The sequence below is a fragment of the Phocoenobacter uteri genome (assembly GCF_900454895.1).
Lineage (GTDB): Bacteria > Pseudomonadota > Gammaproteobacteria > Enterobacterales > Pasteurellaceae > Phocoenobacter > Phocoenobacter uteri.
Genome location: NZ_UGTA01000001.1, coordinates 1,635,543 through 1,655,147 on the forward strand (window position 1 = coordinate 1,635,543; position 19,605 = coordinate 1,655,147).

Below are 19,605 nucleotides of genomic sequence, written 5' to 3' on the forward strand. Positions count from 1 at the left end.
CTCCTACAAAAATAAATAACACAACGAAAGGACATAAAAATGAAAAATAAATTTAAAACATTATTCGTATCGGTAACGGCTATCACGTTATTTATTGGTTTGACGGGCTGTTCATCGCCTTCTTTAACGAAAGAACAATGCCTTTCAAAGGATTGGCAGGCAATTGGTTATAATGATGGGGTGATAGGACATTATCCTGAGCGTATCAACGATCATCAAGAAGCCTGTGCTGAAACGGGCGTTATTCCTAATTTTAGTTTGTGGCAAAAAGGACGAGAGCAAGGACTCACTCATTATTGTACTGCTGAAAATGCCACTCGTCTTGGGCAATTAGGCTATTCCTTTAATGCCGTTTGCTCAAACAATAAATTACAAAAAATTCATCAAAAGGCTTATCAAGGCTATCAAGCAACACAACAGCTCATTGAAGATCGACGCACTCTTGCACAACATAAAGCAAAATTACAAAAATTACTCAATGGCGAAATGTTAGAATTTAAAACCGAAAAAGAAGCCAGAAATTATATGCTAAGTTTACAGAAGCAGATTTTTATCTTAGAACAACGCATTGCGAAAAATGAACAACAAGATTAAAATCGCAGAAGTTTACTTTTTTGCAAATTTTTTTGATAAACTGACCGCTTATTGATACTAAATAGAGAAACAAAATGACTGAAATGGCAACAAAACTTACGCCTGATGAAGCGATTGATATCGCGTATGATATTTTCTTAGAAATGGCGGGAGAAAATCTTGATCCTGCGGATATTTTACTGTTCAACCTTCAATTTGAAGAGCGTGGAGCGGTAGAGATGGTAGAAACCAGTGAAAATTGGGATGAAGAAATTGGGGTGTTAATCGATCCTGATGCTTTTGCAGAAGTCTGGATTGGATTAGTAAATGAACAGGATGAAATGGACGATGTTTTTGCACGTTTTCTTATTTCACATCAAGCAGAAAACCGTGAATACCACATTATTTGGAAGGAATAGAGGCTAAAATGAGTGATTTTTCATTAGAATTTCGTAACGCAATGGCACATTTACCTGCCGCAGTCAGCATTGTCACGACCAATGGCAAGGCGGGGAAAACAGGACTAACCATTTCCTCATTATGCTCTGTAAGCGATAGCCCTGCGACCGTGCTATTTTGCATTAACAAAAGCAGTGGCACACACGATCTTTTTAAACAAAATGGCAAGGCTTGTGTCAATATTTTAGCCCCTGAGCAAGAAGAGTTAGCCAAACATTTTGCCAATATGTTGGACTCCACAATAGAGCAACGCTTTGAATGGGATATTTGGACGGAGAATGCTCAACCAGAATTAAAAGACGCTGTTTCAACGCTGACAGGGGATATTATTGATAGTTATGAAATCGGCACGCACACTATTTTTCTGTTGCAATTAACGGATATTCAAACACGTGAAAGCAACGTGCTGACTTATTTTAATCGTGGCTTTCAAACAGCAAACATTCACTAATCAGTGAAGCGGTTAAATTTTATTAACTTTTTACAAATTTTTATTTTTGCAAATTTTCAATAAAATTTAACCGCTTCATATCTATAAATTTCTTAATGCTCGCATTAGATCCTGCTGTCTAAATGGCTTAGTCATAATCGGAAATGCGTTAGTTTTTTCAAGCTGTTCGGTATGTCCTGTCATTAACAAAATTTTTATTGTTGGATAATTTTGTTGCACAAATTTTGCGATATCCACGCCTGTCATTTGTTCTGCCAACACAATATCAGAAAGTAAATAACCGATCTCTTTTTCGGTTTTTAATGTTTCTATTGCTTCTGCTGTTGAACCGCAAATAATAGGCAAATAGCCCATATTATTTAATTGTTCCATTAAAGTTAGACGCAAATCTGGTTTATCTTCTATCACTAAAATTTTCACTTTTTGAGAAACAATAGCACGCTTATTATCACTGATTTTATGCTGTAAAAACGATGTTTGAGCAAGCGGCAACTGTAAATGAATCGCCGTGCCTTCATTGATTTTAGATTGCACCACTACCCGCCCTTTTGATTGACGAATAAAGCCATATACCATTGATAACCCTAATCCATTGCCTCGCCGTTGCCCTTTGGTGGTAAAGAAAGGTTCGAAAATTTGTTTTTGGGTTGCTTCATCCATTCCACAACCGTTATCAATGATAGAAAGTTGTACCATTTTTTCTATATGATGGGTACGTTGAATAACTTGCAAGGTGGAGCGAATAATAATTTTTCCGCCATTTGTTAATGCGTCTTTTGCATTGACAATTAAATTCATTAACGCCGTTTCTAACTGGGTTTTATCAATATAAATGTGTGGTAAATCGGTCGTTAATTCCAGCTCCACTTGTATTGTCGGTGGAATACTATGTTTAATAAAATCGTTAAATTCGATAATCAGTTTGTTTAGATCGAGATCCTTTGGATGTAATGGTTGTTTTCTAGCATACGCTAATAAACGCTGAGTTAACTCCGCACTATTTTCCGCCGCTTTTAAGGCTCGTTGTAAACGTTTTTGCTGTTTTTCCGTTAAGGTTTCTGGATCAATCAGATCTAAATTTCCAATAATAACCGCCAAGAAATTATTAAAATCGTGAGCAATGCCTCCCGTTAAATGCCCGATTGTTTGCATTTTTTGGCTATGAGCAAGATCACTTTCTAATTTTTTACGTTCAGTGCGGTTAATTAAAAATGCTACTAAACCATTTTCTAGGGTCGTCGAACGCCACTCTAAAATTTGGTTATTAAATGCGATTTCAAGTAACTCTTGCTCACGATTAGGGGTGATTAATATTTCAGGCGTGATAGCGGTGTTTTTTCCGTATAAATTTGCATTTTTTTGATTAAAAAAGACCGCTAGTGTTTCAATATTTAGTGGCTGAGCAGGGTTACTCATAAATTCATTCAGCAACTCTTTAAATTTTTCATTGTAAGAAATGATCTGCATTTCTTTATCAAAAATAACAAAGCCATCTCGCATAGTCGAAAAGGTTTGTTCCAGCAATTCACTCTTCTCTTTTAACAAGGCATCGGTCTGCTCTAGCTTGACGACATTTTGGTAAAAACGATGAAAAGCACGAGCGAGATCACCGATTTCATCTTGGGTTTGCTGTTGTGGGACTTGGGCTGTTTTATCACCCTGAGAAAGCCTTTTCAATGCTTGGGTGATGGAATAAAGACGCTTACCCAGTAAATCATAAAAATAGACACTCAGAGAAATTAGTAAGAAAACAGCAATAAAAGAAACCACTGAAATATAAATGCTTTTGGTTGAAATATTTTGTTGAATTTGTCCAGATTTTGAATTTAAGTCATTGAATTTATTGGTAACAATTGCAGAATAATCGCTGTTTATTTTTTTCACTAAGGCGTTAATTTGATAGGTCAATAATTTAATTTTTAGATTGATTTCTGCTAATTTATTTGATTCTAAAATATCACTCTGAATAATTTTCTGTAATTTAGCTAACTCCTCGTTTGTTTTAAGATTCTCACTAAAATTTGGCAAAAAAGAATAAACGGATTGCAACCCAATAAATATTTCCTCAGAAAAATGACTCTCTGCTGCCTTTTGAGCCAAATTTTCTAATTTATCTAAGCGAAACATAAAATAAGCTGAAATGGGATTTTCTTTTTCTAATTGCTTAATTTGGCGAAGATGCACCTGCATTTGGTGTAATGAACTTAATAAATTATTGTGGATAATATGGCGTTCGTGAGCGTTAAAAAGTAAATCTTGTAGCGTTCTTTCTAATAAATTAATTTGCTCTACGACCTTTATTAGTGGCTGATTTTCTTCTTCTGATATATCAAGTTTTAGTTGTGATAAAAATTGGCGTAATTCATCAGCATAGAGCGAGAGTTGCTGAGATTGCTCTTTATATTCCAATGCATTCATTGTTTGAATTAAACGTGTGGAATAGGATGATATTTGTGCAGTTTTGACCCCTAAGGTCATCGAAAAAAAGATCTGATTTTGTGATCTACTTCTCAAATCTGACAAAGAGTCATAAGTATTATTCAGCCCTAAAATGGCAGTAATACTGATAAAAGAAATAAAAATAATGGTTAAAATCACAAACGCAATCAAACGAAACTTAACATTGTAACCATTTGTAAATAAAGACTTTTTCATCCTAAACCCTTTGCAAAAAATGACTTTTTTATGACCGCTTATTCCTTAGTTTACTGGATAGTATAGCCTGAAATTATGACAATTATGAATGAACCATAAAATATTTTATTCATAATTTTATGATTTAATTAGGTTAATTTTTATTATTGGAGGATAAAATGGCTCAAACACAAAATACATTACCTCTATTAGAGATGAAAGATATCGCCAAACGCTTTGGCTCTTTTTATGCCTTACAAGATGTAAATTTAGATATTTATAAAGGGGAAATTCACGCACTTATGGGTGAAAATGGAGCAGGGAAAAGTACCTTAATGAAAATTCTTGCGGGGGCTTATACTTTAACGACTGGTTCAATTAAAATTGATGGTCAACCTTTTTCCATTTCTTCCCCAAAAGATGCCATTAAAGCGGGGATTACGCTCATTTATCAAGAAATTCAACTCTCTCCTAACTTAACGGTGTATGAAAATATCTTTTTAGGACAAGAACTTAAAACAATGTTTGGTCTTGATCGTAAAACGATGGAATCGGAAGCACAAAAAGCCTTAGATCGCTTGGGGGCTCAATTCTATTCTTGGCAAAAAGTATCTTCTCTGACCATTGCTGAACAGCAACAGGTTGAGATTGCTCGTGCGTTATACCGTAATAGCCGTATTTTGGTGATGGACGAGCCAACCGCAGCCCTTTCTTCTCGTGAAACGGAACGTTTATTTGCGTTAATTAAGAAATTACGTGATGAAGGAATGGCGATTATTTATATCAGCCACCGTATGGCAGAAATTTATGAACTCGCTGACCGAGTGAGTGTGTTGCGAGACGGTAAATATGTCGGCTCATTAGTGAGAGAAGAAATTGATTCGAGCCGTTTGGTGCAAATGATGGTGGGACGACCATTAACGGATCTCTTTAACAAAGAAAAAATCCCTGCGGGCAAAGAAGTATTACGAGTAGAAAACCTGTCTGATGGGCATAAAGTAAAAAATGCCTCATTCGTGATTCGTGAAGGTGAAATTATTGGATTATCCGGCTTGGTTGGTGCGGGACGCTCTGAGTTAGCTCACTTACTATTCGGTGTTTCTCAACCAACACAGGGTAAAATCTATTTAAGCGGTGGGGAAATCAGTTTTAAAACACCACGTGATGCAATCGCACACCGTATTGCTCTCCTGCCTGAAAACCGCAAAGAAGAAGGTTTATTCCTTGATATGAATGTGTTTAACAACATCACAATGGCGACCCTTGAGCGTGATGCATCAATGATGATTGTTAATCAGAAAAAAGGCAAAGAAGAAGCAGACAGAGCCATTCAAGGATTACAAATTCGTGTACCAAATGCCAATGTAACGGTTGGCGGGCTTTCAGGCGGAAACCAGCAAAAAGTCTTACTTTCTCGCTGGTATGCGATCAATCCACGCTTATTTATTTTAGATGAGCCAACGCGTGGGGTTGATGTGGGGGCGAAAAGTGAAATCTATAAAATGATGACGGAAATGGCAAAACAAGGTGTGGCGATTCTAATGATTTCAAGTGAATTGCCTGAAATTGTGGGAATGAGTGACCGAGTTTATGTCATGCAAGAAGGACACATTGTGGGTGAATTACAAGATGGCAATATCAACCAAGAAAAAATTATGGCACTGGCTTGTGGTGCAGAAACAGAATAATAAAAAATTTAGAGGAGATCAAAAATGGAAAAAGCGACTCAAGTAGACAAAAAAGCAAGTTTCAAAAAAATTGCTTGGGCAGATACTATGCAAGCGATGGGAATTTTACCTATTTTAATTCTTATCGTGATTGTGTTTTCATTTGTTGCACCGCACTTTATGAGTGAAGCCAATATAATGAATATTACTCGCCAAGCATCGATCAATATTGTACTAGCTGCCGGTATGACCTTTGTTATTTTAACTGGGGGGATTGACCTTTCTGTGGGTTCAATTCTTGGGGTAACTGCTGTAATGGGGCTTGTTGCATCATTAAATCCCGCCCTTGCTGAATTTGCTGTACCTATTGCACTGTTAGCCGGTTTAGGAATGGGGATTTTTAATGGTTTACTGGTTGCTTATGCGGGATTACCGCCATTTATCGTCACATTGGGGACTTACACCGCATTGCGTGGTGCGGCTTACCTTGTTGCAGACGGTACAACAGTGATCAACTCAAACATTTCATTTAGTTGGGTTGGTAATAGCTATTTAGGGCCAGTGCCTTGGTTAGTTGTGATTGCTTTTGCGGTGATTGCAGTGTGTTGGTTTATTTTACGTAGAACCACACTCGGTACACATATTTATGCAGTGGGTGGTAATGTAGAAGCTGCTCGCTTAACAGGTATCAAAGTATCTGTTGTGTTAATCTTTGTTTACGCTGCTAGCGGATTATTATCTGGTTTAGGTGGTGTAATGAGTGCATCTCGTTTATTCAGTGCCAACGGAAATCTTGGTATGGGATACGAACTTGATGCAATCGCAGCTGTTATTTTAGGTGGAACAAGTTTCGTTGGCGGTATCGGAACAATTGTCGGTACGCTGATCGGTGCATTGATTATTGCCACCTTAAATAATGGTATGACTTTAATGGGCGTGTCATATTTCTGGCAACTCGTTATAAAAGGTGCGGTAATTATTGTCGCTGTGTTAATCGACAAATATCGTACCCGTTCAGCTTGATAAAAGCTTCATTATTTCTCAAATATTAGGAGAACTTTACTATGAAATTAAAAACATTAGCCGCATCTTTGATGTTAGCATCAGCACCATTTGTGCAAGCAAAAGAGTTAAAATCAATCGGTGTTACTGTTGGTGATTTAGCAAACCCATTCTTTGTACAGATTGCAAAAGGGGCTGAATTAAAAGCAAAAGAACTTGCTGGTAATGACGTTCAAGTAACACTTGCTTCTAGTGGCTATGATTTAGGACAACAAGTGGCTCAAATTGATAACTTTATTGCAGCTAAAACAGATATGATTATCTTAAATGCGGCTGATTCTAAAGGTATCGGTCCTGCGGTTAAACGTGCAACAGATGCGGGTATTATTGTCGTTGCTGTTGATGTAGCAGCAGATGGTGCGAATGCAACAGTAACCTCAAATAACTACCAAGCAGGTGAACTTGCGTGTCAAACAATTGTGGATAAATTAAATGGTAAAGGGGATGTAATTATCATTGATGGACCACCAGTATCAGCAGTAACAGACCGTGTTCAAGGCTGTAAAGATGTGTTTGCTAAACACGAAGGAATCAAAGTTCTTTCTGATAACCAAAATGGTAAAGGTAGCCGTGAAGGTGGTTTAGAAGTAATGACAAACCTATTAACTGCGTATCCAAAAATTGATGCAGTATTTGCTATCAACGACCCAAGTGCAATCGGTGCAGAGCTAGCAGCGTTACAAATGCAACGTAAAGAATTCTTCATTATGGGTGTAGATGGTTCGCCAGATGCAGAAGAAGCATTAAAACGTGAAGGCTTATTCGTTGGTACACCAGCACAAGATCCACAAGTAATGGCATCAGAAGCGGTACGCATTGGTTATGATATTTTACAAGGTAAAGAAGCACCAAAAGACCCTGTGTTAATTCCTGTAAAAGTGATTGATAAATCAAATATCAAAGACTACAAAGGTTGGACAGTAAAATAATCTGATCTAACAGCCCTTTCCCTGCTTTTAAAATCTAAAAGTGGGGAAAGGTTATTTGATAGGCGTGCAGCAAATATCAAACAGATAACCAACACCACGAATGGTTTTAATATAAGTCGGTGCTTTAGGATTAGGCTCAAGTTTTTTACGTAATCGCATTATTAACACATCAATGGTGCGATCAAAAATCTCAAAAGATTCATTATGGGTAAGCTCTAATAATTTCTGACGAGACAGCACTTTACGAGCATTACAAACCAACGCATTGAGTAAAATATATTCCCCTTGTGTTAACACAATTTCTGTTTGAGAAGGCGAAAAAAGTTTATGATTTTCAGTATCAAGCAACCAATTATCAAATTTGAAACCTTGCTGAACTGTTGCAGAAAAAAGAGAATTTGGGGTGAAATGTTGTGGCTGAATACGACGGATAGCCGCTTTGGCTCGAGCTACGACAACGCGTGGATAAAAAGGCTTAGCAATATAGTCATCTGCTCCCATTTCAAGCCCAACAACCACATCAGATTCCGTATTCAACCCACTCAACATAATAATAGGGGCAGAACTCAGGGATTTTAATTGTTGTAATAAAACTAAGCCGTTAATATCAGGTAAAATAAGATCAAGAAAAATAAGTTTAATTGAGGGATTTTGAGAAAGTAAAGCAAGTGCATCTTGTCCATTAAATGCGGTGTTCACCTTATAGCCATAGTCATCAAAGGTGTCACATAACAGCTCACAAATCTGTGGGTCATCGTCAATAATTAGGATAGAAATATCTTGTTGCATAAGCAAAATCCACATAATAATGAAATTAAGAATAGATCCTATAGTATATATAAAATACCCATAATTACAAATAGTTACTCAAAGCAAACAAGCGGTCATATTTTTATAAAAATTTGCAAAAAATCAGAAAAAAATCACCGCTTACCAAACAATGTTTTGAATAATTATTTGAACAAAAGGAGAATATTATGCGAATTGGGATTGATTTAGGTGGTACAAAAATTGAAGTGATCGCCCTATCGGATCAAGGCGAAGAATTATTTAGAAAACGTGTCGCAACACCAAAAGGATCTTATCCAGACACCTTACAAGCAATTAAAGGCTTGGTTGATGATGCCGAAGCTGCAACAGGGCAAACAGGCACTGTCGGAATGGGTATTCCAGGAACAATTTCGCCTTTTACAGGTAAAGTAAAAAATGCCAATTCGACGTGGTTAAATGGACAATATTTAGATAAAGATTTAGAAAAATTATTAGGGCGTGAAATTCGTATCGCCAACGATGCCAACTGTATGACAGTATCGGAAGCAACCGATGGTGCAGGAGCAGGAAAAAATATTGTCCTCGCTCTTATTTTAGGCACAGGCTGTGGCTCTGGTATTGTTATCAACGGCAAACCGCATAATGGCGGAAACGGTATTGGCGGCGAATGGGGACATAATCCATTACCTTGGGCAGACACAGAAGAAAAAGCTGTAATGGATGCCACCCCCTGCCATTGTGGTCGAGCTGGATGTATTGAACAATTTGTCTCAGGCACAGGCTTTTGTGATGATTATGAAAGACGTGCTGGAATCCGTTTAAAAGGCGATGAAATTGTTAAACTGGCTGAACAAGGCGATCCAATCGCAGAACAATCACTACAAGCCTACGAAAGACGTTTAGCAAAATCATTAGCGGCCTATGTGAATGTATTAGATCCTGATGTTATCGTTTTTGCAGGCGGCGTGTGTAATATTGAACGTTTATACACTAACGTTCCACGCTTAATGAATGATTATATTTTTGGTCGAGAATTCCAAACCCCAATCAAAAAAGCAATGCACGGCGATTCTAGTGGCGTGCGTGGGGCTGCTTGGTTGTGGCCTTTGGAAAAATAATCAAATACAGCAAAAGAAATAAATTTGCAAAATCTTATAAAAATATGACCGCTTCAATAATATTAAAGGATAACCATTATGTATTTAGGTATTGATTGTGGTACGCAAGGCACAAAAGTTATTGTTGTAGATAGCCATCACAAGCAAGTAATAGGGAGAGGCTATGCGGCTCACCAACTCATTGAAAATAGCGATGGTCGCAGAGAACAGCAACCAAATTGGTGGATTGACGCCCTCCTTCACGCCTTTAAACTTGCGATAGAAGAAGCAAATATTTCGCCATTATTGATTAAAGGAATAGGCGTATCAGGGCAACAGCACGGACTGGTGGTGTTAGATAAAAATGATACGCCTTTATATAACGCTAAATTATGGTGTGATACTGAAACCGCAACGGAAAATAATGCACTTATTCAGGCATTAGGTGGCTCAGATCGTGCATTTGAAAAACTAGGTATTCTCTGTCAAACAGGCTATACCGCCTCTAAAATAAGTTGGTTGAGAAAATATCATCCTCAGCTTTACAGTCAAATTGCGAAAATAATGCTCCCCCACGACTACCTTAATTATTGGCTAACTGGCATATTTGCCACTGAATATGGGGACGCGTCTGGTACAGGCTATTTTGATGTCATTAACCGCCAATGGGATGATGATATCTTCAATGTGATTGCCCCAGAATTAGATCCTAAACAGGTTTTGCCTCAGTTAGTTTCTTCTGATCAACGATTAGGAATCATCAAAAAAGACGTAGCTCAATTATTAGGCTTAAATGAGCAGGTTATTGTTGCAACGGGTGGCGGTGACAATATGATGGGAGCGATTGGCACAGGCAACATCCAGCAGGGTGTTGTAACAATGAGTTTGGGTACATCAGGTACGCTTTATACTTATACCGACACGCCTTTGCAAAATTTACCGCCAATGATCGCTAATTTCTGTTCTAGTTCTGGTGGTTGGTTGCCATTAGTTTGCGTGATGAATATGACATCTGCGAATAACACCATAATGTCATTATTTAATTTGGATATAAACGCGTTTAACCAGCTTATTTCACAAGCAAAAATAGGGGCAGATGGCATCACTATTTTACCTTTCTTTAATGGTGAGCGTGTGCCTGATTTACCAAATGCAAAAGCGAGTATTTTAGGATTAGATAGCACAAATTTCACGCAGGAAAATTTAGCAAGGGCAATGATAGAAAGTGCTAGTTTTACGCTATGCTATGGACTTAATTTATTTAGGCAAGCAGGAGTAAACATTTCTGAAATTCGTTTAATTGGTGGCGGAGCAAAAAGTGCCGTTTGGCGACAAATGATTGCAGATATAATGAATGTCGAGGTCGTGTGCTTAACCGAAGGAGAAGCAGCAGCTTTGGGTGGTGCGATTCAAGCAATGTGGGTCAATAATGAAGGAGATTTGGTGTCTCTTTGTCGTGATTTTGTACATATTGATGATTCTTCTAAAACATCGCCAATTCAAGAAAATACCGCAAAATATGCCCCAATTTACCAACGCTATCTAAGCTGTTTAACTCAGTATTACTCCATTTAACCTATAAACGAAAACTAAAAAGTAAAAGTGCGTTATTTAAACGCACTTTTCTTTTTTATTAAATCAAACTAAAAATATATCCCCAATATCCGTAAGCAATAATATAGCTTATCAATAACCAAAACTTTACGCTTTTATTGTTATTTTTATGGGATTTATGCAACAAATAAGCGACATAAAACAGAATGAAAGGATAAACCCACAATGAAATAGAAAGAATATTTAACCACAAGCCACTAAATCCGACATTTGATAATGCAGGAGTGAGCAATAAGGCTAATGGCCATAATGCACAGGGCAAACATAATCCGACTAATGCCCAACTAAATTTTGAAAATGATGAATTCACGCTTTTATCCTCTTGGGTGATATTTTTGGTGCAAAGATTGTAACCGAGATTTTGCGACTTGGGTATAAATTTGTGTGGTGGAAAGGTCGCTATGCCCGAGCAACATTTGGACGACACGCAAATCCGCCCCATAATTCACTAGGTGTGTCGCAAAGGCGTGGCGTAGAATATGCGGTGACAGTTTTTCACTCTCAATATCCGCTAAAACCGCATAATATTTAATGCGATGCCAAAAAGTTTGGCGTGTCATCTGCGTTCCTCTACGACTTGGAAATAAAACATCCGACTGCTCATTTCTCAGTAATAGTGGGCGTGCATATTCAAAAAACTCGTCAATCCAATAACTCGCCTCTTCGCCAATCGGCACAAGACGTTCTTTATCCCCTTTACCAATCACTCGCACCACGCCTTGTCGCAAATTGATATTATCTAATTTTAACGAGATCAATTCAGTGACACGCAAACCTGTGGCATACAATAATTCCAACATTGCTTTATCTCGTAATTCAATGGGATCTAAGGTATTCGGTGCATTCAACAAATCAGAAACTTGATCTTCACTTAATGATTTCGGCAATGATTGAGTTTTTCTTGGGGATTTTAATAAAACTGACGGATCGTCAGCACGGTATTTTTCAACATATAAAAAGCGGAAAAATTTTCGTAAACAGCTTAACATTCTCGCCGAGCTGGAACTTTTATAACCCTGCTCTAAACGTTCGCCAAAAAACTGTTGTAAATCAAAACGATCGACGGTTAAAAAGGTTTTATTTTCGGCTAGCCACAGGCTAAATAATTCTAAATCTTGGCGGTAAGAGGCAACAGTATTATCCGACAAGCCATATTCTTGCCATAAATTATCTAAAAAAAGTTCTATGATAGGATCGAGTTTTTTCACAAGCGGTCAGATTTTTGTAAGAATTTGTAATTATTTGAAAGTATAAAACAAATTGTAAATTTTCACAAAAATTTGACCGCTTATCATATGCTTGTTTTTTCAGCAAACAATGCAAAAATACTAAATACTAAATACTAAATACTAAATACTAAATACTAAATACTAAATACTAAATACTAAATACTAAATACTAAATACTAAATACTAAATACTAAATACTAAATACTAAATACTAAATACTAAATACTAAATACTAAATACTAAATACTAAATATGATATAGTATTCGCTCTATATGATTGAAGAATAGGAGATTTTATTATGATGAATATTGCACTTGTTACTGGCGTAACCTCAGGATTTGGACGAGCTATCGCAGAATGCTTAATAAAAAATAACTATTTAGTGATTGGTACAGGCAGAAGAACAGCAAAATTAAATGAGCTAAAAGAAATTTTCAACGATAAATTTATTCCCCTAAATTTTGATATTCAAAACTTGGCTGAGATAGAAAATGCCCTCGCGTCTTTACCGCAAGAATATCAGCAGATTGATTTACTCGTGAATAATGCGGGCTTGGGGCTAGGCTTAGAGCCGGCACATAAAGCGGAGTTAGCGGATTGGGAGAATATGATCGACACCAATGTTAAAGGGCTTGTTTATATCACTCGCTTAGTCCTTCCGAAAATGGTGGAACGCAATTCAGGGCATATTATCAATATCGGTTCGATTGCAGGTACTTATCCTTATCCGGGTGGCAATGTGTATGGTGCGACGAAAGCCTTTGTAAAACAATTTTCTTTAAATTTACGGGCGGATCTTGCGAACACCAATATTCGCGTATCCAACGTAGAACCCGGTTTATGTGGCGATACCGATTTTTCTTTGGTGCGATTTAAAGGCGATCAAGAGAAAGTGACGAGCTTATATGAAAACGTGGATTACATAAAACCAGAAGACATTGCGAATATCGTATTATGGTTAAATCAACAGCCCCCTCACGTGAATATCAACAGCGTTGAAGTGATGCCAACGGCTCAGACATTTTCGGCATTGAATGTGGCGAGAAAGAATAAATAATATTCTCATAAGTAAGCGGTCAGATTTTTTAAAGAATTTGCAATTCCTTGAAAGTATAAAATAAATTGCAAATTTTTCATAAAATATGACCGCTATGACCTATTCTCAAATCTCACATTCCCTATAATGTAATCTATCAACAAAGATTTCTTTTTATTCAATAATTTCAGATTGGTAAATTTTTTATAGAAATGAACCCCTTGATGATTTTTTGTATAAAAACTTGTATAATTGCAGGGTTCTTTTTACAACTATCTTTATAACAGAGGAATAAATATTATGGGCGGTATCAGTGTATGGCAGTTATTAGCAATCGCAGTCGTGGTTGTATTGTTATTTGGAACAAAAAAATTACGCACCTTAGGGTCTGATTTAGGCGAATCTGTAAAGGGCTTTAAAAAAGCGATGAAAGATGAAGCCGAAATTGAAACTAAAACCGAACTTGAAACAGAAAAAAAAGATAAAGAATAGGCTAACTCATGTTTGATATTGGATTTTCTGAAATTGTCTTAATTTTTATCGTTGGTTTAGTTGTACTTGGTCCAACTAGATTACCCTCTGCGATTAGAACCGTGATGGGCTGGATTCGTGCGGTTAAAAGTTTAGCAACAAATATTCAAGATGAATTCTCAGAAGAATTGAGATTACAAGAATTAAAAGAAAGCATTAAAAAAGCAGAAGAATTAAATTTAAAAAATCTTTCGTCTGACTTGGCTGAAAAAATTGATGATTTAAAATATTCTGCGAAAGAATTGGAAGACAGTATTAAAAATAAAGACGTCTATAAAAAAGAGACGCTAAATATAGATACAACGCAACAAGAAGAAATAAAAGGAAAGTAGAATGTCAGTTGAAGAATCACAACCACTCATTAGTCATCTTGTTGAATTGCGTAACCGCTTATTACACGCTCTTGCGTGTATTGGGATTATTTTTGCCCTACTCGTCTTCTGGGCAAATGATATTTACTCCTTACTGGCAACCCCTTTAACAGAACGTTTGCCAGAAGGGGCGACAATGATTGCCACCAACGTGGTCACGCCTTTCTTTACACCGATTAAATTAACCCTTGTCGTTGCGGTGTTTTTTTCTGTGCCTTATATCTTATATCAAATCTGGGCATTCGTTGCCCCTGCACTTTATAAACACGAAAAGCGTTTGGTTTATCCATTGCTTCTTTCCAGCACCTTACTCTTTTATGTCGGTGTTGCTTTTGCTTACTATGTCGTATTCCCATTAGTATTTGGCTTTTTAACAAGTACCACGCCTGCTGGTGTCACAATGGCGACAGATATCGCAAGCTATTTAGACTTTGTGTTAACTATTTTCTTAGCTTTTGGTGTCTGTTTTGAAGTTCCAGTGGCAATTATTTTATTGTGCTGGTCTGGCGTGACCACCGTAGAAGATTTGAAGAAAAAGCGTCCTTACATTATTGTAATTGCTTTTGTCGTTGGGATGTTATTAACCCCGCCAGATATGTTTTCACAAACATTGTTAGCTATTCCGATGATACTTTTATTTGAAGTGGGTCTTATATTTTCTCGATTTTATACCAAAGAACAATCGGATAATGATGGGGCTTAACTAAAATAGCTGGGGGAATAAATATGAAAAAAGTACTATTTATACTAGGGAGCTTGTTGGTCTTTTCACAAATGCTACAAGCTTCTCCCCACAGCTGTCATCTTATTGTTTATTCCACAAAATCGCTAGCTGATGTAAAAAAAGCTCAACAAAAATATTTATATAGCCAATTTAAACGTGTCGCTATTTTAAAAAATAATCGTGATTGGTTTATGCTCTCCGTCGCAAAAGTCGATAAAAAAGTAGAAAAAAATATTGTCTCTCGCTTAAAAGCACTGAAAAAAATTCCCAAAGATAGTCTCTGCTCTGGCATTGAGTATCCTGAAATAGATGTCAAAAATACGACTCATAAATCCAATAAACAACACCAAAATATATTCTCAAAACAAGAGCAAAAAACCGCTGTTGTGAAAATTAACCAAGCTATCACTCAATATTTAGCCAGCAAAGAAACCGTAAATAAGCTATATAACGCGATAAATCACTCATCAAAAGAAATTTTGAACACCCAAAATCCCGCTAAGAAAAAAGTGATGCAACACGCTCAGCTGATTAAAAAAATTAAAGAATCTCAAAAACAATTAACTCATACTTATAATGATATGGTTAATATTTACACTAACAATTTAGATATACTTAAAACAGCAAAAGGGGGCAAGAAAATTGCCTCTTTTCTAAAAGATGAAAGACAGGATATACTAGTTATTATTAAAAAAGTGGCGAAAATAAATATACAGCAACTTTGTCAACATCAAAAAATTGACTGTAAATAACGTTACCGCTTACAAATTAACTCAAAAGGAGATTAAAATGAAAAAAACACTATTATTGGCGACAGGACTTACTGTAATGTTACCGAGCTATGCTCAAGCTAAAACCTGTAATGTAATTGTATCCTCAACCAAATCACTGGAAAATGCACAGAAAATTCAAAATGACTATGCATCAAAATTTGATAACGTAAATATTGTAAAAAATAAAAAAGGTTGGTTTATGGTTTCTGTCGCTGAAATAGACAAAAAAATAGCGACTAAAACCGTAAAACAATGGAAAAAAGAAAATATTATTCCACAAGATAGTTTATATTCTTGCCATACTTATCAAAAAATCTCCACAGCAACCACAAGTAAAAAAGAAGCGGAATTACCTCTTGAGGTAACTCAATTTAATCAAGCTTCTGCTAACTATGGCAACCTTAAAAAAGCCTTTATCGACTTTTATAATCGCACCGTTGAATTACAAGCAAAAGAAAAAACATTAACCAAAGAAGAGCAAGCAGAATACAAACAACGTGTACAAGCATTGAAAAAAGATAAACTTCGCCTATCAACCAGTTTTGATGTGATGGCAAACTTATACGCAAGACATACAAAAATCTTAACAAGTGCGGCAGGTGGAGACAAAGTGCTTCCTTACTTGCAGCACGAAAGAGCATTTGTATTGGATTTATTTAAACGAATTGATAACTTTAAATAAAATTCTTAAAGAAAACACTTAGATTTAAGCGGTCATTTTTGTAAAATGTTTTGCAAATATGACCGCTTATTTATTTTTAACAAAAGGCTACTTTATGCAAAAACCTCTCGCAATATTTTTAATGGGACCAACAGCTTCAGGCAAAACCGATCTCGCTATTCAACTTAGAAAAACCTTACCCGTTGAAGTGATTAGCGTTGACTCTGCCCTTATTTACAAAGGAATGGATATTGGCACAGCGAAACCGACTCAACAGGAATTAGCACAAGCACCACATCGTCTCATTGATATTATTGATCCCGCAGAAAGCTACTCTGTTGCTAACTTTCGTGAAGATGCTTTACGAGAAATGGCAGAAATTACTGCATCGGGCAGAATTCCGTTATTAGTCGGTGGCACAATGCTTTATTACAAAGGTTTAATGGAAGGGCTTTCACCACTACCTTCTTCACAACCAGAAATTAGAGCAGAAATTCAAGCCAAAGCAGAGCAAATTGGTTGGTCTGAATTACATAAAGAATTGCTTGCCATTGATCCTGTCGCAGGACAGCGAATCAATGAAAACGACAGCCAACGCATTGGACGAGCCTTAGAGGTTTTTTATATTTCCGGCAAAACAATGACAGAACTCACAGCTCAAAAAGGTGAAGAGTTACCCTATGATGTGATGCAGTTTGCAATTGCTCCACAAGATCGAGCCGTATTACACCAACGTATCGAACAACGCTTTCATAAAATGATCGAACTTGGTTTTGAGGACGAAGTGAAGCGGTTATTTTTACGTCAAGATTTACACATTGATCTTCCGTCTATTCGTTGTGTCGGCTATCGTCAAATGTGGGAGTATTTACAAGGCGAAATCTCTCTGGATGAAGCTATTTTTAAAGGCATTTGTGCCACTCGTCAATTAGCCAAACGCCAAATAACTTGGCTAAGAGGTTGGACGAGTGATATTGAATGGTTAGATAGCTTAGCAATGTCAGATTCTTATGATAAAATGAAAAAGATCATTGAGTTAAAATTATAAAAAGGTATAATTTTAGTGATTGATTGTATTTTTATTACTCTTAATCGTACTATTCTTTCGTACAACTATAATTAAAGGAACGATTGTTATGGCAAAAGGTCAATCTTTACAAGATCCATACTTAAATTCACTTCGCCGTGAGCGCATTCCAGTTTCTATCTATCTTGTTAATGGAATTAAACTACAAGGACAAATTGAATCTTTCGATCAGTTTGTCATTTTATTGAAAAATACTGTGAGCCAAATGGTGTATAAGCACGCAATTTCGACCATTGTTCCAGCAAGAGCTGTCTCACATAATAATACCTCTCAGCATTCTCAACCTATCAACAATTCAGACACTCAAACAGCAGAAACTGCCACTACTGAGTAATCAAATTAACGTATAGAAAAATCACAAAGCTCGCTAACAATTTTATTAGCGAGTTTTTTTATACACAATATAATAACGTCCAAATACCATACTATTTTAGCTTTTGATATAATTCTTAATCAATGTTCTAACCTTTGGAGTATGATATGAAAATAAGCTTTCTTGGTGATAGCATTACTTATGGCTATGGTGAAAATCTAAACCGTGATGACGTTTGGACATCTATCATTGCAAAAAGCCTCACGAATACGACTCTTATCAACAAAGGAATTTCTGGTGATACGACCGGAGGAATGCTTGCTCGTTTTCACAGTGATATCGTTAATGACAAGCCAGATGTCGTACATATTATGGGTGGATTAAATGATATTGGCTTTGGTGTGAACGTCGAACAAGTGAGAGCCAATATTAAAGCAGTGTGCCATCAAGCTGATTTTTATGGCATTAAGCCGATTATTGGATTCTGTCCTCTTCCAATTATTGAGCAAGTTGATAAAAACAAAGTGGATTTTATGAATTTTGATAAAATTATCGTTGATATGCGAAAACTTTTTCAGTGGTTTATTGATATGAATTCAATAGCCAGCACACAAGTGAAAATAATCAATTACGACGAGGAACTCACTTACCGATACGCAAATAATCGTAAAAATTTTTATTTAGACGGTATTCATCTTAATGAAACAGGCAATCGTGCAATCGCTGAAATTTTTCTAGATCATATCAATAATATTAAATAAAAATACAGCTCATTGATTTTCATAAAAAAGCACCCTATTTTCATAAAAATAGAGTGCTTTTATAAATTAGTCGTTGCTAATTAACGAACGATTTCAACACTTACACGACGGTTAGGTTGTAAACATTCTTTTAATGCTTTACGAGAAATGTCTGTTGAACAATGTTTCACTGGCTGGCTTTCACCCATTCCAGATGTCGTAATATTTGCACCATTCACGCCTTTAGTTTCCAAATAACGAGCCACGCTTGCTGAACGTTGTTGAGAAAGACGTTGATTGTACATTTCATTACCTAAGTAATCGGTATGTCCAACTAAGTGAATTTTTGCTTTATTACCTAAACTTGTAATGTGTTCAGCTAATTTATCTAATTTAACTTTACCTGCTGCTTTGATATCTTTCATCGCACCCTTATCAAATGGGAACAATGCATCCGCTGCTAAGTCAAATTTCTCAGTTAAACAATCTTTTGGTAACCAATAGAAGTTTTGTGCAACTTCATCTTTATCAAATAACACTTTGTATTGACAGATTTTTACACTGCGATCAGCTTGACGGAATTTCATAATGTAATTCCACTCACGAGCACCGTTCATTTCAGAGAAATGTGGACGCTCAATCATATAATATAAATCTTTCTTAGTAACACCTGGACCGATATGATCAAGACTTTCTAAGTTAGGAAAAATACCTTCTGGCTGTGTTGCATCATCAATCGCTGGCCAGTAAAGATCTTCATATTTTGGATTCTCTAATACGCCATCACGGTCAATACTGTTTAATGTATTAGTACACGCCATCACAGACAATGCTGTTGCAGTTAACCCTGCTAATTTTAATAATTTCATTTTTTTAAACCTT

22 protein-coding genes are annotated in these 19,605 nt (G+C 36.4%); 17 read left to right on the forward strand and 5 right to left on the reverse strand.

The genetic code is table 11. The features are described 5' to 3' along the window. Positions 1–39: 39 nt before the first annotated feature. The 3 genes from DYE60_RS07460 (at position 40) to hpaC (ending at position 1,483) form a co-directional block, all read left to right on the forward strand. Complete coding sequence (locus DYE60_RS07460) at positions 40–594, forward strand: DUF2799 domain-containing protein (protein WP_115315997.1); 555 nt, start codon at positions 40–42, stop codon at positions 592–594. A gap of 83 nt (positions 595–677) precedes the next feature. Then, entirely contained in the window at positions 678–992 is a 315-nt protein-coding gene (locus DYE60_RS07465; RefSeq protein ID WP_115316446.1) for an HI1450 family dsDNA-mimic protein, read from the forward strand. An 8-nt stretch (positions 993–1,000) separates the two neighbouring features. After that, complete coding sequence (gene hpaC / locus DYE60_RS07470) at positions 1,001–1,483, forward strand: 4-hydroxyphenylacetate 3-monooxygenase, reductase component (protein WP_115315998.1); 483 nt, start codon at positions 1,001–1,003, stop codon at positions 1,481–1,483. 81 nt (positions 1,484–1,564) lie between these two features. Here hpaC and DYE60_RS07475 read toward each other — a convergent pair whose 3' ends face one another. Continuing rightward, a complete protein-coding gene (locus tag DYE60_RS07475) occupies positions 1,565–4,138 on the reverse strand; it encodes an ATP-binding protein (RefSeq protein WP_115315999.1) in 2,574 nt (857 codons plus the stop codon). 158 nt (positions 4,139–4,296) lie between these two features. On the opposite strand from DYE60_RS07475, the gene DYE60_RS07480 reads away from it, so the two are divergent. The 3 genes from DYE60_RS07480 to DYE60_RS07490 are packed head-to-tail and all read left to right on the forward strand — an operon-like array spanning position 4,297 to position 7,775. Then, entirely contained in the window at positions 4,297–5,805 is a 1,509-nt protein-coding gene (locus DYE60_RS07480; protein ID WP_115316000.1) for a sugar ABC transporter ATP-binding protein, read from the forward strand. 24 nt (positions 5,806–5,829) lie between these two features. Further along, positions 5,830–6,807, forward strand: a complete 978-nt coding sequence (locus DYE60_RS07485) for an ABC transporter permease subunit (RefSeq protein WP_115316001.1) — start codon at positions 5,830–5,832, stop codon at positions 6,805–6,807. A 41-nt stretch (positions 6,808–6,848) separates the two neighbouring features. Next, positions 6,849–7,775 (forward strand): ABC transporter substrate-binding protein, encoded by a 927-nt coding sequence (locus tag DYE60_RS07490; RefSeq protein WP_115316002.1) that lies wholly within the window; start codon positions 6,849–6,851, stop codon positions 7,773–7,775. 51 nt (positions 7,776–7,826) lie between these two features. Here the strand turns inward: DYE60_RS07490 and DYE60_RS07495 are convergent, their stop codons facing one another. After that, positions 7,827–8,564, reverse strand: a complete 738-nt coding sequence (locus DYE60_RS07495) for a response regulator transcription factor (RefSeq protein WP_115316003.1) — start codon at positions 8,562–8,564, stop codon at positions 7,827–7,829. 188 nt (positions 8,565–8,752) lie between these two features. On the opposite strand from DYE60_RS07495, the gene mak reads away from it, so the two are divergent. Both mak and xylB read left to right on the forward strand, forming a co-directional pair. Continuing rightward, a complete protein-coding gene (mak, locus tag DYE60_RS07500) occupies positions 8,753–9,664 on the forward strand; it encodes a fructokinase (protein WP_115316004.1) in 912 nt (303 codons plus the stop codon). Positions 9,665–9,742: 78 nt separating this feature from the next. After that, complete coding sequence (gene xylB / locus DYE60_RS07505) at positions 9,743–11,218, forward strand: xylulokinase (RefSeq protein ID WP_115316005.1); 1,476 nt, start codon at positions 9,743–9,745, stop codon at positions 11,216–11,218. Positions 11,219–11,276: 58 nt separating this feature from the next. Here xylB and DYE60_RS10170 read toward each other — a convergent pair whose 3' ends face one another. Continuing rightward, positions 11,277–11,567 (reverse strand): DUF5389 family protein, encoded by a 291-nt coding sequence (locus tag DYE60_RS10170; RefSeq protein ID WP_147285453.1) that lies wholly within the window; start codon positions 11,565–11,567, stop codon positions 11,277–11,279. Positions 11,568–11,571: 4 nt separating this feature from the next. Beyond that, positions 11,572–12,465: a site-specific tyrosine recombinase XerD gene (xerD, locus tag DYE60_RS07510; protein ID WP_115316006.1), complete on the reverse strand. Its 894-nt coding sequence runs from the start codon at positions 12,463–12,465 to the stop codon at positions 11,572–11,574. Between the two features lie 323 nt (positions 12,466–12,788). Here xerD and DYE60_RS07515 point away from each other — a divergent pair, with 323 nt between their 5' ends. From DYE60_RS07515 to DYE60_RS07555, 9 genes are all read left to right on the forward strand, one after another. Beyond that, positions 12,789–13,544 carry an SDR family oxidoreductase gene (locus DYE60_RS07515; protein WP_115316447.1) on the forward strand — a complete coding sequence of 252 codons (756 nt, stop codon included), beginning with the start codon at positions 12,789–12,791 and terminating at the stop codon, positions 13,542–13,544. Positions 13,545–13,823: 279 nt separating this feature from the next. Beyond that, the gene (tatA, locus tag DYE60_RS07520) at positions 13,824–14,015 is read left to right on the forward strand and encodes a twin-arginine translocase TatA/TatE family subunit (protein ID WP_115316007.1); all 192 of its coding nucleotides are present in this window, start codon (positions 13,824–13,826) and stop codon (positions 14,013–14,015) included. Positions 14,016–14,023: 8 nt separating this feature from the next. Continuing rightward, positions 14,024–14,386, forward strand: coding sequence for a Sec-independent protein translocase protein TatB (gene tatB / locus DYE60_RS07525; RefSeq protein ID WP_115316008.1), 363 nt, complete (start codon positions 14,024–14,026; stop codon positions 14,384–14,386). A 1-nt stretch (position 14,387) separates the two neighbouring features. Beyond that, positions 14,388–15,128: a twin-arginine translocase subunit TatC gene (gene tatC, locus DYE60_RS07530; protein WP_115316009.1), complete on the forward strand. Its 741-nt coding sequence runs from the start codon at positions 14,388–14,390 to the stop codon at positions 15,126–15,128. Between the two features lie 23 nt (positions 15,129–15,151). After that, positions 15,152–15,901 (forward strand): hypothetical protein, encoded by a 750-nt coding sequence (locus DYE60_RS07535; RefSeq protein ID WP_115316010.1) that lies wholly within the window; start codon positions 15,152–15,154, stop codon positions 15,899–15,901. Positions 15,902–15,938: 37 nt separating this feature from the next. Next, positions 15,939–16,604, forward strand: a complete 666-nt coding sequence (locus DYE60_RS07540) for a hypothetical protein (protein ID WP_115316011.1) — start codon at positions 15,939–15,941, stop codon at positions 16,602–16,604. 94 nt (positions 16,605–16,698) lie between these two features. Then, the gene (gene miaA / locus DYE60_RS07545) at positions 16,699–17,631 is read left to right on the forward strand and encodes a tRNA (adenosine(37)-N6)-dimethylallyltransferase MiaA (RefSeq protein WP_115316448.1); all 933 of its coding nucleotides are present in this window, start codon (positions 16,699–16,701) and stop codon (positions 17,629–17,631) included. Between the two features lie 88 nt (positions 17,632–17,719). Continuing rightward, complete coding sequence (gene hfq, locus DYE60_RS07550; protein ID WP_115316012.1) at positions 17,720–18,004, forward strand: RNA chaperone Hfq; 285 nt, start codon at positions 17,720–17,722, stop codon at positions 18,002–18,004. A gap of 146 nt (positions 18,005–18,150) precedes the next feature. After that, positions 18,151–18,744 (forward strand): GDSL-type esterase/lipase family protein, encoded by a 594-nt coding sequence (locus DYE60_RS07555; RefSeq protein WP_115316013.1) that lies wholly within the window; start codon positions 18,151–18,153, stop codon positions 18,742–18,744. An 80-nt stretch (positions 18,745–18,824) separates the two neighbouring features. Here DYE60_RS07555 and DYE60_RS07560 read toward each other — a convergent pair whose 3' ends face one another. After that, entirely contained in the window at positions 18,825–19,592 is a 768-nt protein-coding gene (locus tag DYE60_RS07560; protein ID WP_115316014.1) for an OmpA family protein, read from the reverse strand. Between the last annotated feature and the right edge of the window lie 13 nt (positions 19,593–19,605).

What these genes read in the sequence shown, in the direction of transcription:
- tatC (WP_115316009.1), top strand. Translation starts at nt 14,388, where the DNA reads ATGTCAGTTGAAGAATCACAACCACTCATTAGTCATCTTGTTGAATTG.
- DYE60_RS07475 (WP_115315999.1), bottom strand. Translation starts at nt 4,138, where the DNA reads ATGAAAAAGTCTTTATTTACAAATGGTTACAATGTTAAGTTTCGTTTG.
- DYE60_RS07555 (WP_115316013.1), top strand. Translation starts at nt 18,151, where the DNA reads ATGAAAATAAGCTTTCTTGGTGATAGCATTACTTATGGCTATGGTGAA.
- DYE60_RS07465 (WP_115316446.1), top strand. Translation starts at nt 678, where the DNA reads ATGGCAACAAAACTTACGCCTGATGAAGCGATTGATATCGCGTATGAT.
- xylB (WP_115316005.1), top strand. Translation starts at nt 9,743, where the DNA reads ATGTATTTAGGTATTGATTGTGGTACGCAAGGCACAAAAGTTATTGTT.
- tatA (WP_115316007.1), top strand. Translation starts at nt 13,824, where the DNA reads ATGGGCGGTATCAGTGTATGGCAGTTATTAGCAATCGCAGTCGTGGTT.
- DYE60_RS07515 (WP_115316447.1), top strand. Translation starts at nt 12,789, where the DNA reads ATGAATATTGCACTTGTTACTGGCGTAACCTCAGGATTTGGACGAGCT.
- DYE60_RS07560 (WP_115316014.1), bottom strand. Translation starts at nt 19,592, where the DNA reads ATGAAATTATTAAAATTAGCAGGGTTAACTGCAACAGCATTGTCTGTG.
- hfq (WP_115316012.1), top strand. Translation starts at nt 17,720, where the DNA reads ATGGCAAAAGGTCAATCTTTACAAGATCCATACTTAAATTCACTTCGC.
- hpaC (WP_115315998.1), top strand. Translation starts at nt 1,001, where the DNA reads ATGAGTGATTTTTCATTAGAATTTCGTAACGCAATGGCACATTTACCT.
- DYE60_RS07495 (WP_115316003.1), bottom strand. Translation starts at nt 8,564, where the DNA reads ATGCAACAAGATATTTCTATCCTAATTATTGACGATGACCCACAGATT.
- DYE60_RS07480 (WP_115316000.1), top strand. Translation starts at nt 4,297, where the DNA reads ATGGCTCAAACACAAAATACATTACCTCTATTAGAGATGAAAGATATC.
- miaA (WP_115316448.1), top strand. Translation starts at nt 16,699, where the DNA reads ATGCAAAAACCTCTCGCAATATTTTTAATGGGACCAACAGCTTCAGGC.
- DYE60_RS07490 (WP_115316002.1), top strand. Translation starts at nt 6,849, where the DNA reads ATGAAATTAAAAACATTAGCCGCATCTTTGATGTTAGCATCAGCACCA.
- DYE60_RS07535 (WP_115316010.1), top strand. Translation starts at nt 15,152, where the DNA reads ATGAAAAAAGTACTATTTATACTAGGGAGCTTGTTGGTCTTTTCACAA.
- DYE60_RS07540 (WP_115316011.1), top strand. Translation starts at nt 15,939, where the DNA reads ATGAAAAAAACACTATTATTGGCGACAGGACTTACTGTAATGTTACCG.
- DYE60_RS07460 (WP_115315997.1), top strand. Translation starts at nt 40, where the DNA reads ATGAAAAATAAATTTAAAACATTATTCGTATCGGTAACGGCTATCACG.
- DYE60_RS07485 (WP_115316001.1), top strand. Translation starts at nt 5,830, where the DNA reads ATGGAAAAAGCGACTCAAGTAGACAAAAAAGCAAGTTTCAAAAAAATT.
- mak (WP_115316004.1), top strand. Translation starts at nt 8,753, where the DNA reads ATGCGAATTGGGATTGATTTAGGTGGTACAAAAATTGAAGTGATCGCC.
- tatB (WP_115316008.1), top strand. Translation starts at nt 14,024, where the DNA reads ATGTTTGATATTGGATTTTCTGAAATTGTCTTAATTTTTATCGTTGGT.